The organism is Hamadaea flava, assembly GCF_024172085.1.
Classification (GTDB): domain Bacteria; phylum Actinomycetota; class Actinomycetes; order Mycobacteriales; family Micromonosporaceae; genus Hamadaea; species Hamadaea flava.
Genome location: NZ_JAMZDZ010000001.1, coordinates 1,977,729 through 1,993,898 on the forward strand (window position 1 = coordinate 1,977,729; position 16,170 = coordinate 1,993,898).

At 65.9% G+C, this 16,170-nt stretch carries 15 protein-coding genes; 2 read left to right on the forward strand and 13 right to left on the reverse strand.

The window, feature by feature from the left end; genetic code table 11:
• Positions 1-84: 84 nt before the first annotated feature.
• The 11 genes from HDA40_RS09355 to HDA40_RS09405 all read right to left on the reverse strand — a co-directional run bounded on the left by HDA40_RS09355 (position 85) and on the right by HDA40_RS09405 (position 9,572).
• Positions 85-417 carry a hypothetical protein gene (locus tag HDA40_RS09355; protein WP_253754000.1) on the reverse strand — a complete coding sequence of 111 codons (333 nt, stop codon included), beginning with the start codon at positions 415-417 and terminating at the stop codon, positions 85-87.
• An 8-nt stretch (positions 418-425) separates the two neighbouring features.
• Positions 426-1,175 carry a hypothetical protein gene (locus HDA40_RS09360; RefSeq protein ID WP_253754001.1) on the reverse strand — a complete coding sequence of 250 codons (750 nt, stop codon included), beginning with the start codon at positions 1,173-1,175 and terminating at the stop codon, positions 426-428.
• 1 nt (position 1,176) lies between these two features.
• Positions 1,177-1,524, reverse strand: coding sequence for a hypothetical protein (locus HDA40_RS09365; protein WP_253754002.1), 348 nt, complete (start codon positions 1,522-1,524; stop codon positions 1,177-1,179).
• Positions 1,521-1,826, reverse strand: a complete 306-nt coding sequence (locus HDA40_RS09370) for a hypothetical protein (RefSeq protein WP_253754004.1) — start codon at positions 1,824-1,826, stop codon at positions 1,521-1,523. Before HDA40_RS09370 ends, HDA40_RS09365 begins: the two co-directional genes overlap by 4 nt.
• 8 nt (positions 1,827-1,834) lie before the next feature.
• Entirely contained in the window at positions 1,835-2,944 is a 1,110-nt protein-coding gene (locus HDA40_RS09375; RefSeq protein WP_253754006.1) for a S8 family serine peptidase, read from the reverse strand.
• Positions 2,941-4,215 (reverse strand): hypothetical protein, encoded by a 1,275-nt coding sequence (locus tag HDA40_RS09380; protein WP_253754008.1) that lies wholly within the window; start codon positions 4,213-4,215, stop codon positions 2,941-2,943. Before HDA40_RS09380 ends, HDA40_RS09375 begins: the two co-directional genes overlap by 4 nt.
• Entirely contained in the window at positions 4,212-4,604 is a 393-nt protein-coding gene (locus HDA40_RS09385) for a hypothetical protein (protein WP_253754010.1), read from the reverse strand. Before HDA40_RS09385 ends, HDA40_RS09380 begins: the two co-directional genes overlap by 4 nt.
• Positions 4,605-5,515: 911 nt before the next feature.
• Complete coding sequence (locus tag HDA40_RS09390; RefSeq protein WP_253754012.1) at positions 5,516-5,905, reverse strand: hypothetical protein; 390 nt, start codon at positions 5,903-5,905, stop codon at positions 5,516-5,518.
• A 179-nt stretch (positions 5,906-6,084) separates the two neighbouring features.
• Positions 6,085-7,125: a tyrosine-type recombinase/integrase gene (locus tag HDA40_RS09395; protein ID WP_253754014.1), complete on the reverse strand. Its 1,041-nt coding sequence runs from the start codon at positions 7,123-7,125 to the stop codon at positions 6,085-6,087.
• Positions 7,118-7,570: an AbrB/MazE/SpoVT family DNA-binding domain-containing protein gene (locus tag HDA40_RS09400; protein WP_253754016.1), complete on the reverse strand. Its 453-nt coding sequence runs from the start codon at positions 7,568-7,570 to the stop codon at positions 7,118-7,120. The genes HDA40_RS09395 and HDA40_RS09400 overlap by 8 nt, the downstream gene beginning before the upstream one ends.
• A 154-nt stretch (positions 7,571-7,724) precedes the next feature.
• Positions 7,725-9,572, reverse strand: a complete 1,848-nt coding sequence (locus HDA40_RS09405; protein WP_253754018.1) for an acetate and sugar kinases/Hsc70/actin family protein — start codon at positions 9,570-9,572, stop codon at positions 7,725-7,727.
• Positions 9,573-9,722: 150 nt separating this feature from the next.
• Here HDA40_RS09405 and HDA40_RS09410 point away from each other — a divergent pair, with 150 nt between their 5' ends.
• Entirely contained in the window at positions 9,723-12,128 is a 2,406-nt protein-coding gene (locus HDA40_RS09410) for an AfsR/SARP family transcriptional regulator (RefSeq protein WP_253754020.1), read from the forward strand.
• 429 nt (positions 12,129-12,557) lie between these two features.
• Here HDA40_RS09410 and HDA40_RS09415 read toward each other — a convergent pair whose 3' ends face one another.
• Both HDA40_RS09415 and HDA40_RS09420 read right to left on the reverse strand, forming a co-directional pair.
• The gene (locus HDA40_RS09415) at positions 12,558-13,571 is read right to left on the reverse strand and encodes an HVO_A0114 family putative DNA-binding protein (RefSeq protein ID WP_253754022.1); all 1,014 of its coding nucleotides are present in this window, start codon (positions 13,569-13,571) and stop codon (positions 12,558-12,560) included.
• Positions 13,572-13,651: 80 nt separating this feature from the next.
• Complete coding sequence (locus tag HDA40_RS09420) at positions 13,652-14,101, reverse strand: hypothetical protein (protein WP_253754024.1); 450 nt, start codon at positions 14,099-14,101, stop codon at positions 13,652-13,654.
• Between the two features lie 630 nt (positions 14,102-14,731).
• Here HDA40_RS09420 and HDA40_RS09425 point away from each other — a divergent pair.
• Positions 14,732-16,132 carry a hypothetical protein gene (locus HDA40_RS09425; RefSeq protein ID WP_253754027.1) on the forward strand — a complete coding sequence of 467 codons (1,401 nt, stop codon included), beginning with the start codon at positions 14,732-14,734 and terminating at the stop codon, positions 16,130-16,132.
• The last annotated feature ends 38 nt before the right edge of the window (positions 16,133-16,170 follow it).

Below are 16,170 nucleotides of genomic sequence, written 5' to 3' on the forward strand. Positions count from 1 at the left end.
AGCCCAAGTCAGGTCCACTGGTGGACTATGTGTACACGTCTTGCCAGATCGAGTCGTTGCCGGGTCGGCTTCACGATGGCGCTTCTACCCCTGCTCGCGGTAGTTGGTTCGCAGATGGCCCATCAGCTCAGTTGTTCGGCGCTCCAGCTCTGCGCGGTCGCCGTCGCTCATGTCCGCCAGCCACTGCTGGAATGCGGTGGCGCGCGCTGCTAGCTCGCTTGTGTAGAAGCCGTGGCCTACTGCTTCTCGAAGGTCCGCTCGGCCGGCGAGGATGTCGTTGGCCATCTCGCGCAGCGTCGGGCCGCCCGCTCCTGCCGCAAGTCGCTTCAGCGCGCCCTCGAGGAGCTTTCTCTGCAGTTGCCGGTCTGGGTCGGGTTCGTGTGCGATAGCCCCGGGGTCTGGGGTGTTGTCTGCCATTGTCTGCCTCATGCGGTGGCCGGGCTGGAGTACGAGCTCAGTGGCAAGGGGTGTTTCGCAAAGTTGGACAAGTGGACTTTCAGAGTGCCGATGACGCCGAGAATGCCATTCATGACGTCGATGGCGATGTCGATGATCTTTTTGGCTTCGCCGACCAGGCGGGTGATCTTCATGGCTTCGTATGCGGCGACTGCCCAGCCTGCCACGAATCCGACGCCGGTCTCGATGGCGGCGGTGCCTGCGCTGGCCGCTACCAGTGCGACCATGGCGGCGTCGACGATGTCCTCGAGAACGCCGTTGAGGACGTTGCCTAGCCGCCAGGTCGACTCAGCGGCGATTCGATACTGCTTGGCCATGTCTTGCAGTGGGATATGCTGATCTTGTGCGGCGACGCCGAGGGCGTAGAAGTAGGCGAAGGCTCCGTCTGCCGCGTTGCCACCCCAGTGGTGATCGAGTGTGAAGTTTCCAGAGCCGATGTTCTGGGCTATCGCGGCGAGGGTGTTGCCGAGCGTGTCGAAGGCGCCGGCTGCTCGCCAGACGAACTCCCAGTCGCCGCCGAAGGTCATCATGGCGTTGCCGATGACGTCGTAGCCGGTCACCTGTTCGACGAACTGGTTGACGATGTGCGTAGGGCTCAGCCAGTCCAGGAGCGAACCGGGGTCGGCGAATGGCTGACCGCCGAACGCCAGGACGTCGTCCTTGTCGGGTGGCGGGACGAGAAGGCTGGACGGCTGGGTCAGATCGTCGAAGTCGCCCATGTCAGTGCTCCTCGCGGAAGCTTGGCCGCGTGACTGGCGGATAGGCGGCATCCAGTCGCGCTGCGGCGGTCGTGTCTGTGCCTGCGTAGTGATCGGCGACCTGGGCGAGTGTGCTGCTGCCGTCGGTGAGGAGTTGGTGGAGGCGGGTCAGAACGTCGTTGACCTCCTCGCGTACGGAGTTGTGTTCGTAGAACAGTTTGTTGATCAGGCCGCCGTCGTCCCAGATGCGTGCCTTGGGCAGGTGGTCGTGGCTGTATGCCTGGCATGCCGCTGTGTCGTGCTGTGCTCGGCTGAGCTGCGCCGCGTATTGGCGTAGTGCTTCTGGCTCGACCTGGAATCCGTCGGTCATGTGCTCTCCCCGATGCTGAGTACGACGATTTGGATCAGGAGCGCGAGGCCGATGCAGGTCCAGGCGATCGCGAGCCGTTTCCGTGCCGTCGGCGGTGGCACGGATGCGGCGATCGACATCGAGCCCAGCACCAGGGCGGCTGCGCCGAGGGCGCCGACGGCGACGGTCGCCAAGCTCGCAAAGGTGTCCAGCCCGTCCAGGAGTCGGGCGATGGCGAAGCCTGTGATGATCAGGCCGAACAGCAGGCTGCCGGAGCCCAGCCGACTGCGGAGCATGGCGGTGGGGTCGTCGCTTGGCTTCATCGTGGACATCATCGGCCCGCCCGGGATGCTCGGAGGATAAGGAAAGCTGCGAGGGCAGCCAGTGTTAGCAGTGCTGCGACGATCAGGGCGATGGCTCCGATCGGCAGCCCGCTGCTGGACGGGCTGGATGCCTGGGCGGTTGAGGTCTTCGCGGCGGTCGGGGCAGTGGCTGATGGCGACTCGGCCACGGGCGGGCGAGCGTGGAGTGCCGCGACCGGGTTGACCACTCCATAACCGAACTGGTCGTCGCGGCCCGCCGCGCCTTTGTCGGTCGCTGTGCTGGTCAGCATCTGAATGATGTCTTGGGCTTTGGCGTCGGGATGTTGGGAGCGCAGGAGGGCAACGGTGCCAGCTACGAGTGCGGCAGCGTTTGAGGTTCCTGTCGTAGACACCCGTGTGTGGTTCTTGTGGGCGACGCTGAGGTGGTCGGATGGTGCCGCTAGCACGACCTGCGGTCCGATGACGGAAGCCGAGGACAGCTGGCTCTGGGCGTCGGTGCCGCTGACGGCGATGACGCCCGCGTACGCGGCGGGGTACATCACTCGGGTGGCGGTCGGTCTATTGCCCGCGGCTGCCACGACGACGACATCCGCTGCGACTGCGGCGGCGATCGCCTGCCGCAGCACGAGGTCGTCCTCGGCGAAGCCTTGTGAGATCGAAATGACGTTGATCTTCTGCGAGATCGCCCACCGTACGGCTTCGCCTGTTTTGGTTGCTGAGCCGGTCAGCCCGAGCGAAGCTCGGATTGCTACTACGGTGGCTTTGGGTGCTACGCCGTGGATGCGGCCGTGGCCGACGATGAGGCTGGCCATCGAGGTGCCGTGCCCGTCGGGGTCGGTCAGGCCGTCTCCGCTGCCGGCGCCGGTCAGGTCGGTGCCGGCCTCGACGGATCCGGCGATGTCGGGGTGGGTGGCGTCGACGCCGGTGTCGATGAGGGCCACCTTGATGCCCTCGCCCTTGCTGATCTTGTTGGCATCGCTGAGGTGCAGAGTATTGGCGTACCACTGGCCGGTGGTGATGGCGTCTGCTGCGTGCGCCGGGGTGGCGGTTGATCCGACGCTGAGGATGACGGCCGCCAGCGTGGCGGCCGCGCACTTGGGAAGCCGAGTCAGGTTCACGCTTGCTCCGTCCGGTCCGGGAGGTTCGGCTTCATGTCTTTGGTCCAGGGCGATGCCAGACTGGCGAACCAGTCTCCGAACACTTCGTCGAGCTGTTGCAGCTCCTGTTGGTCCTCGAGGGCTTGTTCCACCGCCTGGCGGTCAGCCACGTCTCCGATGACCGGCGGGACGCCGCGTGCGACTTCCCATTCGATCTCGCCGGGTCGTCGTGCGGGACGGGTGCCGTCGTCGCTCCGGGCGCCGCCAGTGACGCCCACCGGAGCCATGCCCATGGCACCCCGCCCTTCGGCGGCCCATGCGGTTGTCGTGCGGGCAGCTATCGATCGGGCGATGTCGGCTGCCCTGGTCATGCCTGGCGGGGTCGGCATCCGTTTGATCCAACCACCTGCGCCGACGCCTGGTCCAGCCAGGATGTACGCACCACCGATGGGTGCGGCGGGATGGCCGGGTGGGATCGGGAGCATGGAGATGGGGGTACCGGGGATGGCCGGTACGGCGACGGGGCCACCGGACAGCGTCGGTCCGTCGCCATCGACCACCGGGTTGTAGCCGGGTACTGGCGGCGGGGCAGAGCCGGGCGGCGGCGTGTTCGTCCCGTCGTGGGGGCCACCGATCGTTGCGGTGGTCTTGGTCAGGTCGCCGCCCGGTTCATCGATGGTGGAGGTCTGCGGGTTGCAGTCGTACGCGCCGGGGACGATGACGCGTTTACGTTCGTCTTTGATGCTGGCGTCAGCCTGCACCATGTCGTTGCGGGCACGCTGGTTCAGCTCGTCTGCCGCGTGGTCCCACCATTCCGGCCAGTAGTCGTGGGTGACCTGGTCCCATTCCAGCTTCACCTGCGCGATCGTTGCCCGGTTGGATTTCAAGGTAGTCAGGAGTGCGTGCAGGCCGCGGGCGGTTGACGCGTGTGCGTACGCGTTCTCGCGCAGGGCTAACAGCAGTCCGTCGATGACGGTTACGAACGCGGCGGCCGCTTGGGAGGTTGCTGGGTTCCAGCCGTCGACCAGCGCAGCACGCAGCTTGACGAGGCGGTCGTGGTGGTCGGCTAGCAGTTCGCTCAACGATTCCCAGCCGTTGATCTGTTGCCATGACGACGGGTCGTCCTCGTCGCGGACGGAGTCCCACAGCCGTGGCACATCGAATGCGGTCCAGTCGGTGCACCACGTGGGAAACTCCGGCTGTATGGAGTAGACGGTGCGGATTGGTCCGGTGAACTCGCCACGGATGGTGGCCGCGATCGGGCCGGTCGGCGGTGGAGACGCGGCCGTCATGCCGTGGAGCCCGTGTCCGTCGGCACCGGGTAGAGAGCCTGCGCCTTGTGTGCAGCGGCAGCGAGAATTCGTTCGACGCCGGCGAGCTGTTGCGCTGATGTGAGGTCGGCGTCGGCGTAGCGGGTCGCGATGAGGCGCGCAGCCTCTACGAGGACGTTGGTCGCGGCTGTCATGCGCACCGCATTCATCTGTGCCCGAGCCAGTGACAAGGTCATGGCTTGCTTGGCAGCTTCGACCTCGCCGCTTACCGACTTGGCGCCGAAGCGAACGCCGGTCTGCACTTCGCGATTGGCACGCTCCAGCCCCGGGACGAGTCCCTTGCTGGAGTTTCCTTCAAGCTCATCAGCGAATGCCTTCAACGCACCAAGATCAACGCGCATCGCATCCATGCAATGCCTCCCCCGCCCATGGACTGCGGTCAGTGTAGGGGAGGTCACTTCACGTGTCGACGCCCTGTGGACAGCGGACAGCGGCCGACTGGAAATGCGGCAGCTTGTCCGCCTCCACGCGATGGTTACCCAGATGGTTGTCGAACCGAGTCAGCGGTCGCGGTGTGCGCCGGCGCTGAACCCAGGTCGCCACGCGGAGGCCAGCCGCAACAGTTCGAGGACGTGCGGCCCGGCAACACGCACACTGCCCTGCCGCTACCGGTCGAGGAGCCGTTGCCGCCACCAGCCTTCGGCCGCATGCGCCGGCCTGGCATGAGGATCCCGCGTCGTGCGGGCGAGCAAGCGCGCATCCAGCCGGTCAATCAGGTGCTGCAAGTCGGCGCGCGCACCCGCGGGCAGCCGCCGCAACGTCTCGGCGAGCTCGTCACGAGCCTCCATCGGATCGCAACAGGGGCAGACAGCCCACGGTCTGCGGAGCTCAGGTCCAGGCTGACGTACGAAACGCTCATAGCTGCTCAGCGCCGTAGACACGGCATTCACCCACAGGTGTTGGTCTTCGACGCGACGGATCGCAGCCCGTGTACGCGCCGACACTCCACGAATGCGGTGAACAGCAACGTACTTTAATGGCCTCCACAGCTGAGCTCGGAGGCGACTTGGCCGCCTACGCGGCATTGCCCTTTCGGGTCGTGACCATGATCGCGATTATGCCATCACTAGCCACAGTCGAAGGAGACCGAGCCCACCCTGGGTCGGGGACCACGAGGTCGTTAAGTGGTGACGCCCTGATCCTCAGGCGGACGCACATCTCGTTCCCGGGGCCTGCGCCACCCTGCTGCGGTCGATGCGGGCTGCATTCGGTTTAGCGGATCGGTCGTGCTGGCTCTCGCCGATCGCCACCTACGGGCGGCTCAGGGGAGATTCGGATCCTCCGACAGCCGTTTGGGAATCTCGCCAGCCATGGCCGAGATCAGCGCGGTCGTCTCGTCGTCGGTAAAGCCTGCCGGCACGGCCAGCGGCAGCCCACGAAGTACGTCGTCCAACGCCACTCTCGGACCTTCCCAGCCTTCTAAATGCGGGCTGGTGGATCGCAGGCGGTCCATGTAGTCGGCGAGATGAGCCATCAGTTCGTCGGGGTGATGCATCCACAACCAGGAGACCACGGTGCCGAATGGGTCACCAGGGTGAACCGCCGTCCCGGGTCTATAGCTCCCGGCTGACAGAAGCCAGTCAGCTTCCTTGGCAAGGAATGCTCCGACAAGAAGATGGAACAACGGTGCGGGCACGTCGTACTTGCGCATCTTCTCACCTCTGCCGTGGGCCGCGGTAGCGAACGATGTCCACGTTAATCCACGTTGCGGCACGTCTGGACCTGCTGCGTCCGTGCGGGCTTCGCCATCTTGCCGACCGCTGTCCGTGTGCATCGATGTGACCAACGGCGGCCGCAGCGAGGCGCAGTCGGGTCGTTCACCTCCGCCGGTCAGACCCGCGGATAGCTCCGCGCGAGGGGATGCGGTTCCCCGGTGAGAGCCGCTACTGCTGTAGCGACCTCGTACAGATCGGCGCGGACGTAGGTAGCAGTCGTTCCGCCGTCTCGGCGGCCGTCATGTCCGGCGTACGCACGGGCTACCGCGTAGCCGAAGTTGCGCTCGACCCAGGTCAGGGTCGTGTGACGCAGCCAGTGCATGGTGACTTGCTGAACGGTCACCCAGGGTAGGTTCCGGCCGAGTCGGTTCCACAGATAGTCGTACCGCCGTGTGGTCAGCGGTCGGCCGTCGCGATAGCGCAGGAGAGCTGTTTGAGGATCTTCGTCTCCGCGCTCTGCGGCGTGTGCCCAGAGATGTCTCATGAGGGTTGGCGAAATCGGCTGCCAGCGTTCGGTCTCGCCCTTCTCCCTCAGGCGGATGAGGCAATGGTCTTGGTCTAGGTCGCATCGGCGAAGTGCGAGTGCTCCCCCGCGTCGGCAGGCTGTCTCGGAGTGCAGCCTGATCAGCAGTGCGTCCAGCTCGGGGTCGTTACCCGTCGTTGCTGCAATGTGGTTAACCTGCTCGAGCTGGCCGGCCAGCAACGCTCGGCGACGGCTCGCAAGGCGGCGTGGTTTGCTCACTTGAGCAGCGGGGTTGGCCCAAGGCGTGATGTATCCGTCCAGCTCTGCGTAGTGGTAGAGGCATCGCAGGGCAGAGATCAGGTGCTCCGCTGCTGAGCGCCCGCCACGGGTGTTGCGCCGCACTAGCGCTGTCGCCTTGAACCGCTCCGCGAGCTGGACGATTTCCAGCGGCTTCGGCTCGTCGATCGGCCGGGTTCCCCATTCACGGCGTACCCGGTTCCAGTACGGTTCGTAGGCCCGCAGGCTGCCGCTCGGAACGGCGAGCGCAATCCGGTCGATGTATTGGTCGAACGTCGGCGTTGATGCCGGCCTGGCTGCAGTCGTCAGGAGATGTTCGGCGGTGACGCCCAGGCGTTGCAGCAGAACGCGGGCGGCTTCGACATCGGCGGCGTTAGGTGGCGGGCCGTCAGGCATCGTCCGGTCCGATCTCGGTGACGCCACATGTGGCCAGCATGTGGTGCAACATAGGCATCGTAAGGATGATGAGCGTGTCCTGGTGAGGTTTCGCGCCGACCAGGACCTTGTCTCCGGGTGATAACCGAAGCAGGGCGCGTACGGCGGCAGGCAGCCGGAGGTGACCCTGGCTGGTCAGCGCGTTGGGGCCACCCCGATGGATGTTCAAGGCTCGTGAACGTCGCACGATGATCTCGATTGATTCACCCGGCCGCCAGCCGAGGAAGACAAGGTATGAACGGTCGGCCAGTCGCCCACGCCGGTCGACTCGGGTGATGACGAAGTCGATCGGCGCGGTCGATGTTTGGTTGGTCAGGGTAACCATCGGCAGGCCCGCGGTCGCCCGGTATTGAGGTGGGTTCGCCTGGGGTGAGATGGAGGCGCCGTGGGTGTCATGTACGTTCATGAATCAATCGCCAGCTCGTGCGGGTGCCTCGACTCCAACGGCGCGACTGGTTCGCGTGTGACGTGGTGTGGATAGGCATGGCTGCTCCGTTTCGGTTGGGTGGCGCGGAAGTTCCGCCGGCGAGCTGGCCGACGGATCGGGATGTGTTTGTGCGCTAGGGCCGTTCTCTGGGTAGCTCCAGGAACCGTCCGAGTGTCCCTGGCTGTATTGCGCTGAACGCGATGCTGAGCGTCTTGCGTAGCCACCAGATGGCAGCGGCCGTGAGGTAAATGGTGATGAGGGTGGCGTCGGTGTGGTACGTGTACACGGCGGCGAAGCTGAGTGCGAGCACTGCGGCCAGAATGATTCTGAACAGTCCGGGCCCTAGGAGGGTCCAGGCGACCGCGATGCCGAGGATTCCCGCGCCGGCGTGCCCCTGTACGGTCGGCGAGAGCAGGCTGGTGGTCAATGGCTGCGGCAGCAGTAGGTAATGCGAATCGGCCTGGATCATGCCGGTGATGCCTACTGCGGCCAGCAGTGCGCTGGTGGCGGGCTGGTTCAGCCGTTGCGCCCACGCTGACCTGCTCAATGCGGGCACCAGTGGCACGATGAGTCCAATGGCGATGCACAGCGCTGCCGGGGCGATCGTCCCGGCGACGGAGGCCAGCAGATAGTTGGGTGTCAGGCCAGATCTGTGTCCCAGGATCGTGTCGGTGAGTAGTCCGAGGAAGCCGGCGCCGACGAGTCCGATCGTCGCGGCGAAGGCGATGGCTCGTCCGGCCCTAGTCGCGCTGTGCCCCGGTCGATTTCGATCGATGTCGTCCAGATGCCAGGCGGTCGCCAAGCGCGTCCCGAGCCCGATGATTGGGGCGGCCACCATGAGCCCGGCCGCAGCAAGAGTTGGCCCGTCGAAGAAGTAGCTGACGAGTTCGAGGGAGGTGGTGCCGATCGTGGTTCTTGCGATCCAGGTCAAGCGCTGGATCTCCTGAGACAGGATGAATGGTCCAGCTGCCCCGACCACGATGAAGGGAATGATCTGGCGTAGGCGCAGCGAGCGCCAGGAAGCCGCGTCGCCGCTCGGCTGAACCGGCGGTGGGGCCGCAGGTGAGACGAGGTCGAGTGCTCCGAGCGGCACGGCGAGGATCGGCTCGGCCACTGCCACCGGTTCCACGTTGCAGCGCGCGGCGACAAGGTCGCTGACGCCGATGACCGTTGCCGCATGCCCGAGCACGATAGCGGTGGTCAAGATGGTCATGTCGATGTCTGCGGCGTCGATGACATCGCTGATCGCGGCTCCGAGGTGCTGACGCATTTTCTCGACTACGGGCGTGAGGTCAGCTGGGCCAACGACGACCGGCAGGTAAGGCTCAGGCAGCGCTATCGCCCATCGTTGCCCGGCTGCGATGGCCGGCAGCGCCGCTTCGACATTGCTCGCCGTTTCGTGTCGTGCGGCTTCATCGGCAATGTCGGCGCAGACGAGGTCGGTCAGTTGCGTCAACAGAATGGTCCCCGTCGCTTCAGGCACCGGGCGGGTGGCCAAGATTGACCAGCCAGAGTCCTGCCGCTGTACGACAGTCACTTCCGTACGGCGGGCGCCAACGTCGCACACGACCACACAGTTGCTGGCTTCAACCGGCGCGCGACTTGCGGCGTAGGCGGCGGCCGCGATCGGCTCCGCCACGATGGTCGGTTCCGGGAGGTCGGCTTCGGCCGCCGCTGAGCGCAGCAACTCGTGCCGCCGAGGACCCCACGCAGCGGGCGCGGTCAGGACCAACTGATCAACGGTGCCCGCCGCACGCCTGGCGTACGTGGCGACAAGCCGAAGATGGCGTGCCATCGCCGAGACGGCTGGTCCGACGGTGTCGCCCTGCGCGGATGCCAACGCCGTCTTGATGTCCTCACCAGGTGCAGACCGAAACTCAGGCTGCCCGTCGATGGTGACCGGGAGTCGCCGATCGCCGACCGCCACGACCGCGGTTGTGGTGTGACTTCCGACGTCGATGGCAAGCCGGACTGTGTCCATAGAGGGCAGTCTTGTCGATGTGTGCAACTCCGCGCTATCGAGAATGGTATTGGCACACGTCGACTCTTCGGCCAGGATGGAGGCTAATGGACCTGGGGGAAGGTCGACACGGTGAGTGGAATGCGACGACTTGGAAGTGCGCTCGCGGCTGTGACGCGCGCGCTCATTCTCCTCATCGGCCTTCCGATCGCACTCGTCCGAGTTGGCTGGCCGCTCCCCCAGCCGGTGCCCCTGAGCCAGGGCCAACTCGTCGAACTCTTCCAGATGCCGATGACCGGCACTCGACTGCTCAAGCTGGCCGCATGCGTCGGCTGGGTCATATGGTTGATCCTTTTGTATGCCGCGGCGGTGGAGATCGGAGGCCGGCTGTCGAACACGCGGCTGCCTCGCCTGCAACTGCCCGCACCACTGCAACTCGCAGCCGCAGGACTTGTCGGCGCGACCGCTCTGCCAGCCGCGGCCGTCGCGAGCCCTGGCCACCAGAGTGTCGCGGTCGCCACCGCTACGCCCAACGTCTCGACGACACCACCAGTCAAGATTGTCAAAGGCCGTGCGGATCAGACGGTCACCTTCGTCGTACGCGGGCAGCGCTATCACGCCATCGTCCGCAAACGCGACACACTGTCGAAGATCGCGAAGTTGTGGCTTGGTGACGCCAACCGGTGGCCGGAGATCTGCGCCCTGAATCGGCATCGACATTTCGAACGAGTCGGTGGCACGCTCCGGGACTGCGACCTGATCTACCCCGGCTGGGACTTGCGCCTGCCACACGACGCCGTCGCGCCCCCCGGAGCCCGGATGGCCGGGGCATCGACGACCCGGCCTAGCCCACCGGCAGTGGTCCCGGCACCCATCACACCAGCCCAGCCCAGCCCTGCCAGCTCTACTCCGCCGACCAACACACATGAACAAGCAGATCAGACCGGAGTGACACTGCCGGACGGCAGCTGGATCCCATGGGCCCTCGCGGCCTCGTTGACCGCCGCCGCGGCGATGATCTGGCTTCAGCGCCGACGACGCTATGTCCCAGGGGATCCGGTCGACGACGACCTGCCGCAGCCGATCAGGCAGATAAGACGCCAGGTCTTGAGCCTCCCCCGCGTTGAGGAACCAGCAGAAGACGCGCACGCTCCCGGCGCGGCACCGATTGAGGTCGCGCCGCGGGCAAGCGGCACGGGCCTCGTAGGCGAAGGCGCGTACGCCGCCGCACGCGCCGCCATCGTCGCAGCGCTCGCGTCAGACGCTGCCACGAATGCGCAGCACCGCAGCGAAGTGCTAATCGACGGCGCCACACACTCGCTGCTGTTCGAAGGCGAGGACGCTAACGCCCAGCTGCCCCAGCTACGCGTGGTTGAAAACACCGAGCAAGCCCTCACAGCCATGGAGACCGAACTCCTTCGCCGAAGCCGACTCCTCGATGAACAGTCCGCAGGCATCGCAGATGTCCCGCAAGAAAAGGCATCGGGCACGGCGGTTGTTACGGCACTGCTGCTGGTCATGCAGGCGCCCTCGGAGGGCGCCGCTTTGCGTACGCGGGCGTGCGCAAGCTTGGGGGTCGAGTTGAACGTCTCGACCCTCCTCGTCGGTGAATGGGTACACGGCACCACACTTCACATCGGCGTCGACGGCCATGTGACGGACGGGGCCGCCGGCATGGACCCCGCACGGCCCGACCGGCTCGCGGTGATGAGCCTTGATGCAGCAGTGGCCGCCATGGTCGCACTCCGAGAAGCCCAAACCGGCGAATCTCCCTCGCCGACACCTGGGCACCCAAGGTCGCAAACGCCGCGGATCCATCATTCATCTACGACAGTCCACGAGCCGTCGATCGCGAAAGCGCAACTCAGGATGCTCGGTGCCGTCGAAATACCCGACGCCAGCCGCCCGGTCCGAGCCAAGGCCCTTGAACTTGCTGTCCTGCTCGCCTGCCATCCTGACGGCCTGAGCACGCGGGACATCGGGGAGCACCTCGAACCGGACGCCCGGCTGTCTCAGTCCGATCAACGCGTCCACACAAACGCGAGCAACCTACGGCTCGCCTTGGCACGACCCGGGTTCGACGGGAAGCACTATCTGATCAAGACAGGCGGACGGTACCGGCTCAACCCAGCCACAGTCGACGTTGATCTATGGAAGTTTTACGAACTGGTCAGCGCGGCGAAACGTTCTGATGGCGAGGCGCGAGTAGCACTCCTGCGTGAAGCGGTCGACCTCTCTCACGGTCCGCTCGCCGGCGATCACGCCTACGACTGGATCATGCCTCACCGCGAATCCGCCCGGCGGTCTCTGATCGACGTACACGTGATGCTGGCCGAGCTCCTACTTACTGCGGACCCAGACGGAGCGTCGGACGTCCTCACCGACAGCATCGCGATCGACCCCTACAACGAAGAGCTATATCGGCGGGCGATGCGCGCCCGGCATGGGCTGGGCGACGCCGACGGCGTCCGCCAACTCCTGCGCGCACTGCAAGCGAACCTACGAGACCTGGACGCCGAGCCAACCCCGGAGACCCAGGCTCTTGTCGCTCAGCTACTCCAGGACCGCAAGCGCTGATCGAACTTCACGTCCTACAGCCAACGCGGAGCTTATGCGCAGGCGAACAGGCTGGGCGGGCGCTGTGCTTCGGGAGTTCCAACGGCTGCCGGGCATATCCGCCGACCGAATCGGCAATCCGGGCCGCTCGATTCTTCGGGTCGCACCTTCACATCCCGTAGAGCGTCCTAGGCCGATAAGGCCTAGGGGGTTGCTACCAGATACAACCGCCAGCGGTCTCGATGGTCGCCGCGGCGCAGCCGGCGCCCACTCGGCGAGCGGCTGGCAGCTAGCCGGACGCGATAGGTACGAACTACGGCCGAAGCGGCGTCACGCCCAAGCGGCTATCACCGGATTCCCGACCACCAACGACGTCCATGATCATTTAGTGTGCAGCAACAAAGGCTGGAATGTGCGAGGCCGAGACATACTCGGCCTCGCACATTCGTATCAGGCGCTGGTGACGGTGAACGGTGTCTCTCCGATGACGCGGGCCTTGCCGGTCTTCACGAGTGTGTGGCACGCGTTGGCGACGGCGCCGCTGCTGATCGAGCGACCGAGCTGCGATTCGAGTTCCTTGGTGATGGTCTGTGGGCTGAAGATGTGCCCGGCGTGGGCTCCGAGAAAGCCCTCGACTGCTGTGGCGAGTTCGCCGGGGGCGAACTTGGCGCTGCCGTCGTTGTTGACGCCGGGGGCGCCAGATCCTGCGTGCAGCTGGTTCGTTCGCGCTTGCTTGATGGTCTGACCGCAGGTGGGGCAACGTGGTGGCTCGGGGTTGGGGTCGACTGCAGCGAGGTCACCGGGTCCCATCCGCCACAGCCCTGGGGTTCCGGCTTCGGCATCCTCCGGCTGGTAGATCGCGGCCTCGGCCTGCGCCATGGCTTGCAGCAAGCGCACGACGGTGGCTGGATTGAGGCCGCTGATCGCGGTGATGGTGTCTGAGGTGGCGCCTGCCGGCTGGCTGCCGAGTACGCCCGCCAGGATGAGGACCTTGCGGTCCGGGGTACGTGTGCGGATTCCGGCGACGGGTTGCTCGGTCGCAGATGCGGACTCGTTGACGACGTCGAACTCCCTGGACTCAAGATCCAGGCTGTCGGGGCCGCCGGTCGGATGTTCGTCCGTGACCATTCTCTGCTCCTCGGGCACACCACCTGCGGTCCCAGAGTCGCCGATCTCAGCCTGCTCCTCTGTCGGAGCGCCGTTCGTGTCCGGTCGGTCCTGCTGATCGGGTGAATCGGGCTGGCTCTGGTCGTTAGCTTCGACGGCTTGCCAGCGTTCAGGGGCGTTTTCGTCGGGACCGCGGTCGCCCGGTGCGATGAGGCCGGCGTCGGCGAGTTGGCGGATGGCCCGCTCGACCGAGGTACGGCTCTTGCTGACCCGAGAGGCGAGGTCGTCAACGGTGCTGGTGCCGTGTTCGGCGAGGGCGTCGAGGACTGCTTGTGTCGCTGGTGCGAGTTTGCCCATTGTCTGGTTCCTCCTTGAGACGTGGCTGTGGTCGTGACAAAGCCCGGCGCCATATGGCTGCCGGGCTGGTGTGGTGTGGGTCAGGCGGTGCGGCGCAGGATGTAGGGCTGCCCGTTGGTGGGGCTGATGAAGACCCCCGCTTCGAGGTGCTGCAGGACGATCTGGCTCTCGGCGTCGTCGTCGAGTAGCTCTACCGTGTCGCCGAGCAATCGGGCCGGCACGACCCAACCGGCGATGCCGCGCTTGCGGCAGGCTTCGGTGTGTGGCAGCCGGACGGTGAATCGCTGGCCCTGCTCGACGATGGTTCGTCGCAGGGGCAGCGCTGGATGGTCTGCGGCGTAGTACCGCCGCTCCGGGTCGTCCATCAGCTCGTGGAGCTGGCGGAGGCAGTGGCGGTATTCGGCGGCCGCGTTCGCCAGCCCGTCGAGGAGCCGACCGATGTCGCTCTCATCGCTCAAGTCGCAGGCGCTGATGAGGGCGGATCGAAGGTCGTCCGCCGCGATGACGAGTTCGGCACGCCATCCGCGCACTTTCTCTGCGGCTAGCGGGATGGCAGCGGCTGCTGGGATCGGATCGAAGGCATGCTGGTCTGGTGTCCGGCCTGTGCGTCGGTGGATCAGGCGTTCCACCGGATCCGTCCAGGTGGGAGCGATGCCTGAAGCAGGCATGGTTGAGCTCCTTTCGAGGTGCGAGTGACATGGGGAATGGCCCCGTGAGGCAGGCATCAGCCCGGGTGGCCGAACGGAGAGGTGCGACTGCGACGACGTTGCCAACCGGACGGTGGGCGTTGGTCTCGCATGGCGCGCGAGTTCGGGTGGGCGTATGCCAGAGAAAGATGAACTACCCGCCACGCTAAGAGCGCGACCTGACAAGGCGTTTCGCACGAGGCCCGGTTGAGCTGGGCTGTCAGGACCTGTCGCATGGCAATGACCGCTTGTCAGAGCTGTCAGGTCTGAGTGAGCCTGGCCTAGTCCTCAGGAACATCTACTTCAACAAATGTCAGTGCCCGTCAGATCAGCGATCATGGCCGCGTCGGCCAGAGCACGAGACTGGCGGTTTCGCAGTTGCCGCCGAACTTGGTCGTCTGATCACCGTCGCATGGGCAGCCTGTCAATAACTTCGCCGCCTGCGCTGGGCTGGCTGCGTGTATGTTCACCTGCGTGAAGGCGGATCTGGTCAACGAGATCACGGCTCTGGACGAGCTGACGTCGACTCCAGCGGGGTGGTTCGTCGAGCAGTTGACGCACTCGAGCTCACGGGCAAGGTATTACGCCCTGATGGCGTTGGCGCGTCGCCGGTCCTCGGTGGACCACTCACTCGGCGCGCTGTCGGCATCGTTGATAGCTGATGCGGGCGAAGGGCTACAGCAGTCGGAGGGGCCGTGGGCCGGACGCTGGCCGGCTTGTCGACTCGCCGACCGGTTGGCCGAGTTCCATCCGGAGCAAAGTGCTTGCTTTCTGATGGCTGTCTCCCGACATCGCAGCGCAAAGGTCCGGCACGATGTGCCGCAGGCGGTCGCACGACTGACCTCGTTGTGGCGTGCACCGATGCACGACCTGTGGACCGCGGTCGCAGACGCGCTCGCTGAAGACAATCCACTAATCGGCTGGCAGGCCGCAGAGGCGTTGGCTAACGCCGGCGCGGCGGCTCGTCCTCACGCGGACGCTCTCGTCGCGTATGCCGACAGGTCGGACGACGGTTTCGGCTATGCCGTGGCCGCTCTGGCTCGCATCGGCGATCCAAGGGCGGTCCGGTTCCTTCGTCGTCGTCCGGTGCATCGATGGTGGCCGACCGTTTGTCGGCCGGTGAGCGTGCTGGCAGGCCTGCGCGCGCAGGCTGGCGAGCTGCTGCCGGCGCTCCGGAAGGCGCTCTCACCGGCGACTGAGGCAGATGTGGTGCCTATTCTCGCCGCGTGGGGCCCGGCCAGTGGCGATGCAGTGCCCGAGCTGGTGTCCCTGCTGGACGGCCCGCGGACGTTCCGAGCTTCGGCAGCCCTTGGCTTGATCGGTCCTCAGGCCCAGGCTGCAGCGCCCAGACTCGCGCGCCTGGCGTTGGATCCAGAGGCACGGGTTCGATGCCCGTCCAACCAGGCCGCGGCCTGGGCGCATTGGCGGATTACCGGTGACCCCGAGTTGGCGCTGCATGTGATGGGCGCTGCCGACGATTGCCAGTGCATGAGTCATCCAGCCTTGCGGTACCTTGCCGAGCTCGGGCCGCTCGCTCATGCGAGCAGCGGAAGCGTCCGAGGCTTGCTTGCTTCTGCGGGTGCGTGGACGCAGGTCGAGGCCGCCTACGCATTGTGGCGGATCACGGGCGATCCCGCACCATCCGTGCCCGTGCTCATGGCGGCGCTGGTTCCACGGCCGGTGCACCGCTGGCACGAGCTTGCCATCGCGAGCGCAGGCTACCTGGCCGAGATGGGCGACGCGGCAACAGCCGCGACTCCCCTCTTGGAGCGGCTGTGCGCAGGCGATCGCCGCTTGGTCCACAACATAATCTGGGATGAAGCGCTGACCGAGGCGGCTTCATCAGCGCTGACGATGCTGACCCGACCAGCCTAGGTCCGGTTCCGACTGATCTGCCTCGGGTCCGTGAGGCC

Coding starts and splice junctions, on each gene's coding strand:
- HDA40_RS09390 (WP_253754012.1), bottom strand. CDS start 5,905: ATGCGCAAGTACGACGTGCCCGCACCGTTGTTCCATCTTCTTGTCGGA.
- HDA40_RS09400 (WP_253754016.1), bottom strand. CDS start 7,570: ATGAACGTACATGACACCCACGGCGCCTCCATCTCACCCCAGGCGAAC.
- HDA40_RS09395 (WP_253754014.1), bottom strand. CDS start 7,125: ATGCCTGACGGCCCGCCACCTAACGCCGCCGATGTCGAAGCCGCCCGC.
- HDA40_RS09370 (WP_253754004.1), bottom strand. CDS start 1,826: ATGAAGCCAAGCGACGACCCCACCGCCATGCTCCGCAGTCGGCTGGGC.
- HDA40_RS09405 (WP_253754018.1), bottom strand. CDS start 9,572: ATGGACACAGTCCGGCTTGCCATCGACGTCGGAAGTCACACCACAACC.
- HDA40_RS09365 (WP_253754002.1), bottom strand. CDS start 1,524: ATGACCGACGGATTCCAGGTCGAGCCAGAAGCACTACGCCAATACGCG.
- HDA40_RS09385 (WP_253754010.1), bottom strand. CDS start 4,604: ATGGATGCGATGCGCGTTGATCTTGGTGCGTTGAAGGCATTCGCTGAT.
- HDA40_RS09360 (WP_253754001.1), bottom strand. CDS start 1,175: ATGGGCGACTTCGACGATCTGACCCAGCCGTCCAGCCTTCTCGTCCCG.
- HDA40_RS09380 (WP_253754008.1), bottom strand. CDS start 4,215: ATGACGGCCGCGTCTCCACCGCCGACCGGCCCGATCGCGGCCACCATC.
- HDA40_RS09415 (WP_253754022.1), bottom strand. CDS start 13,571: ATGGGCAAACTCGCACCAGCGACACAAGCAGTCCTCGACGCCCTCGCC.
- HDA40_RS09355 (WP_253754000.1), bottom strand. CDS start 417: ATGGCAGACAACACCCCAGACCCCGGGGCTATCGCACACGAACCCGAC.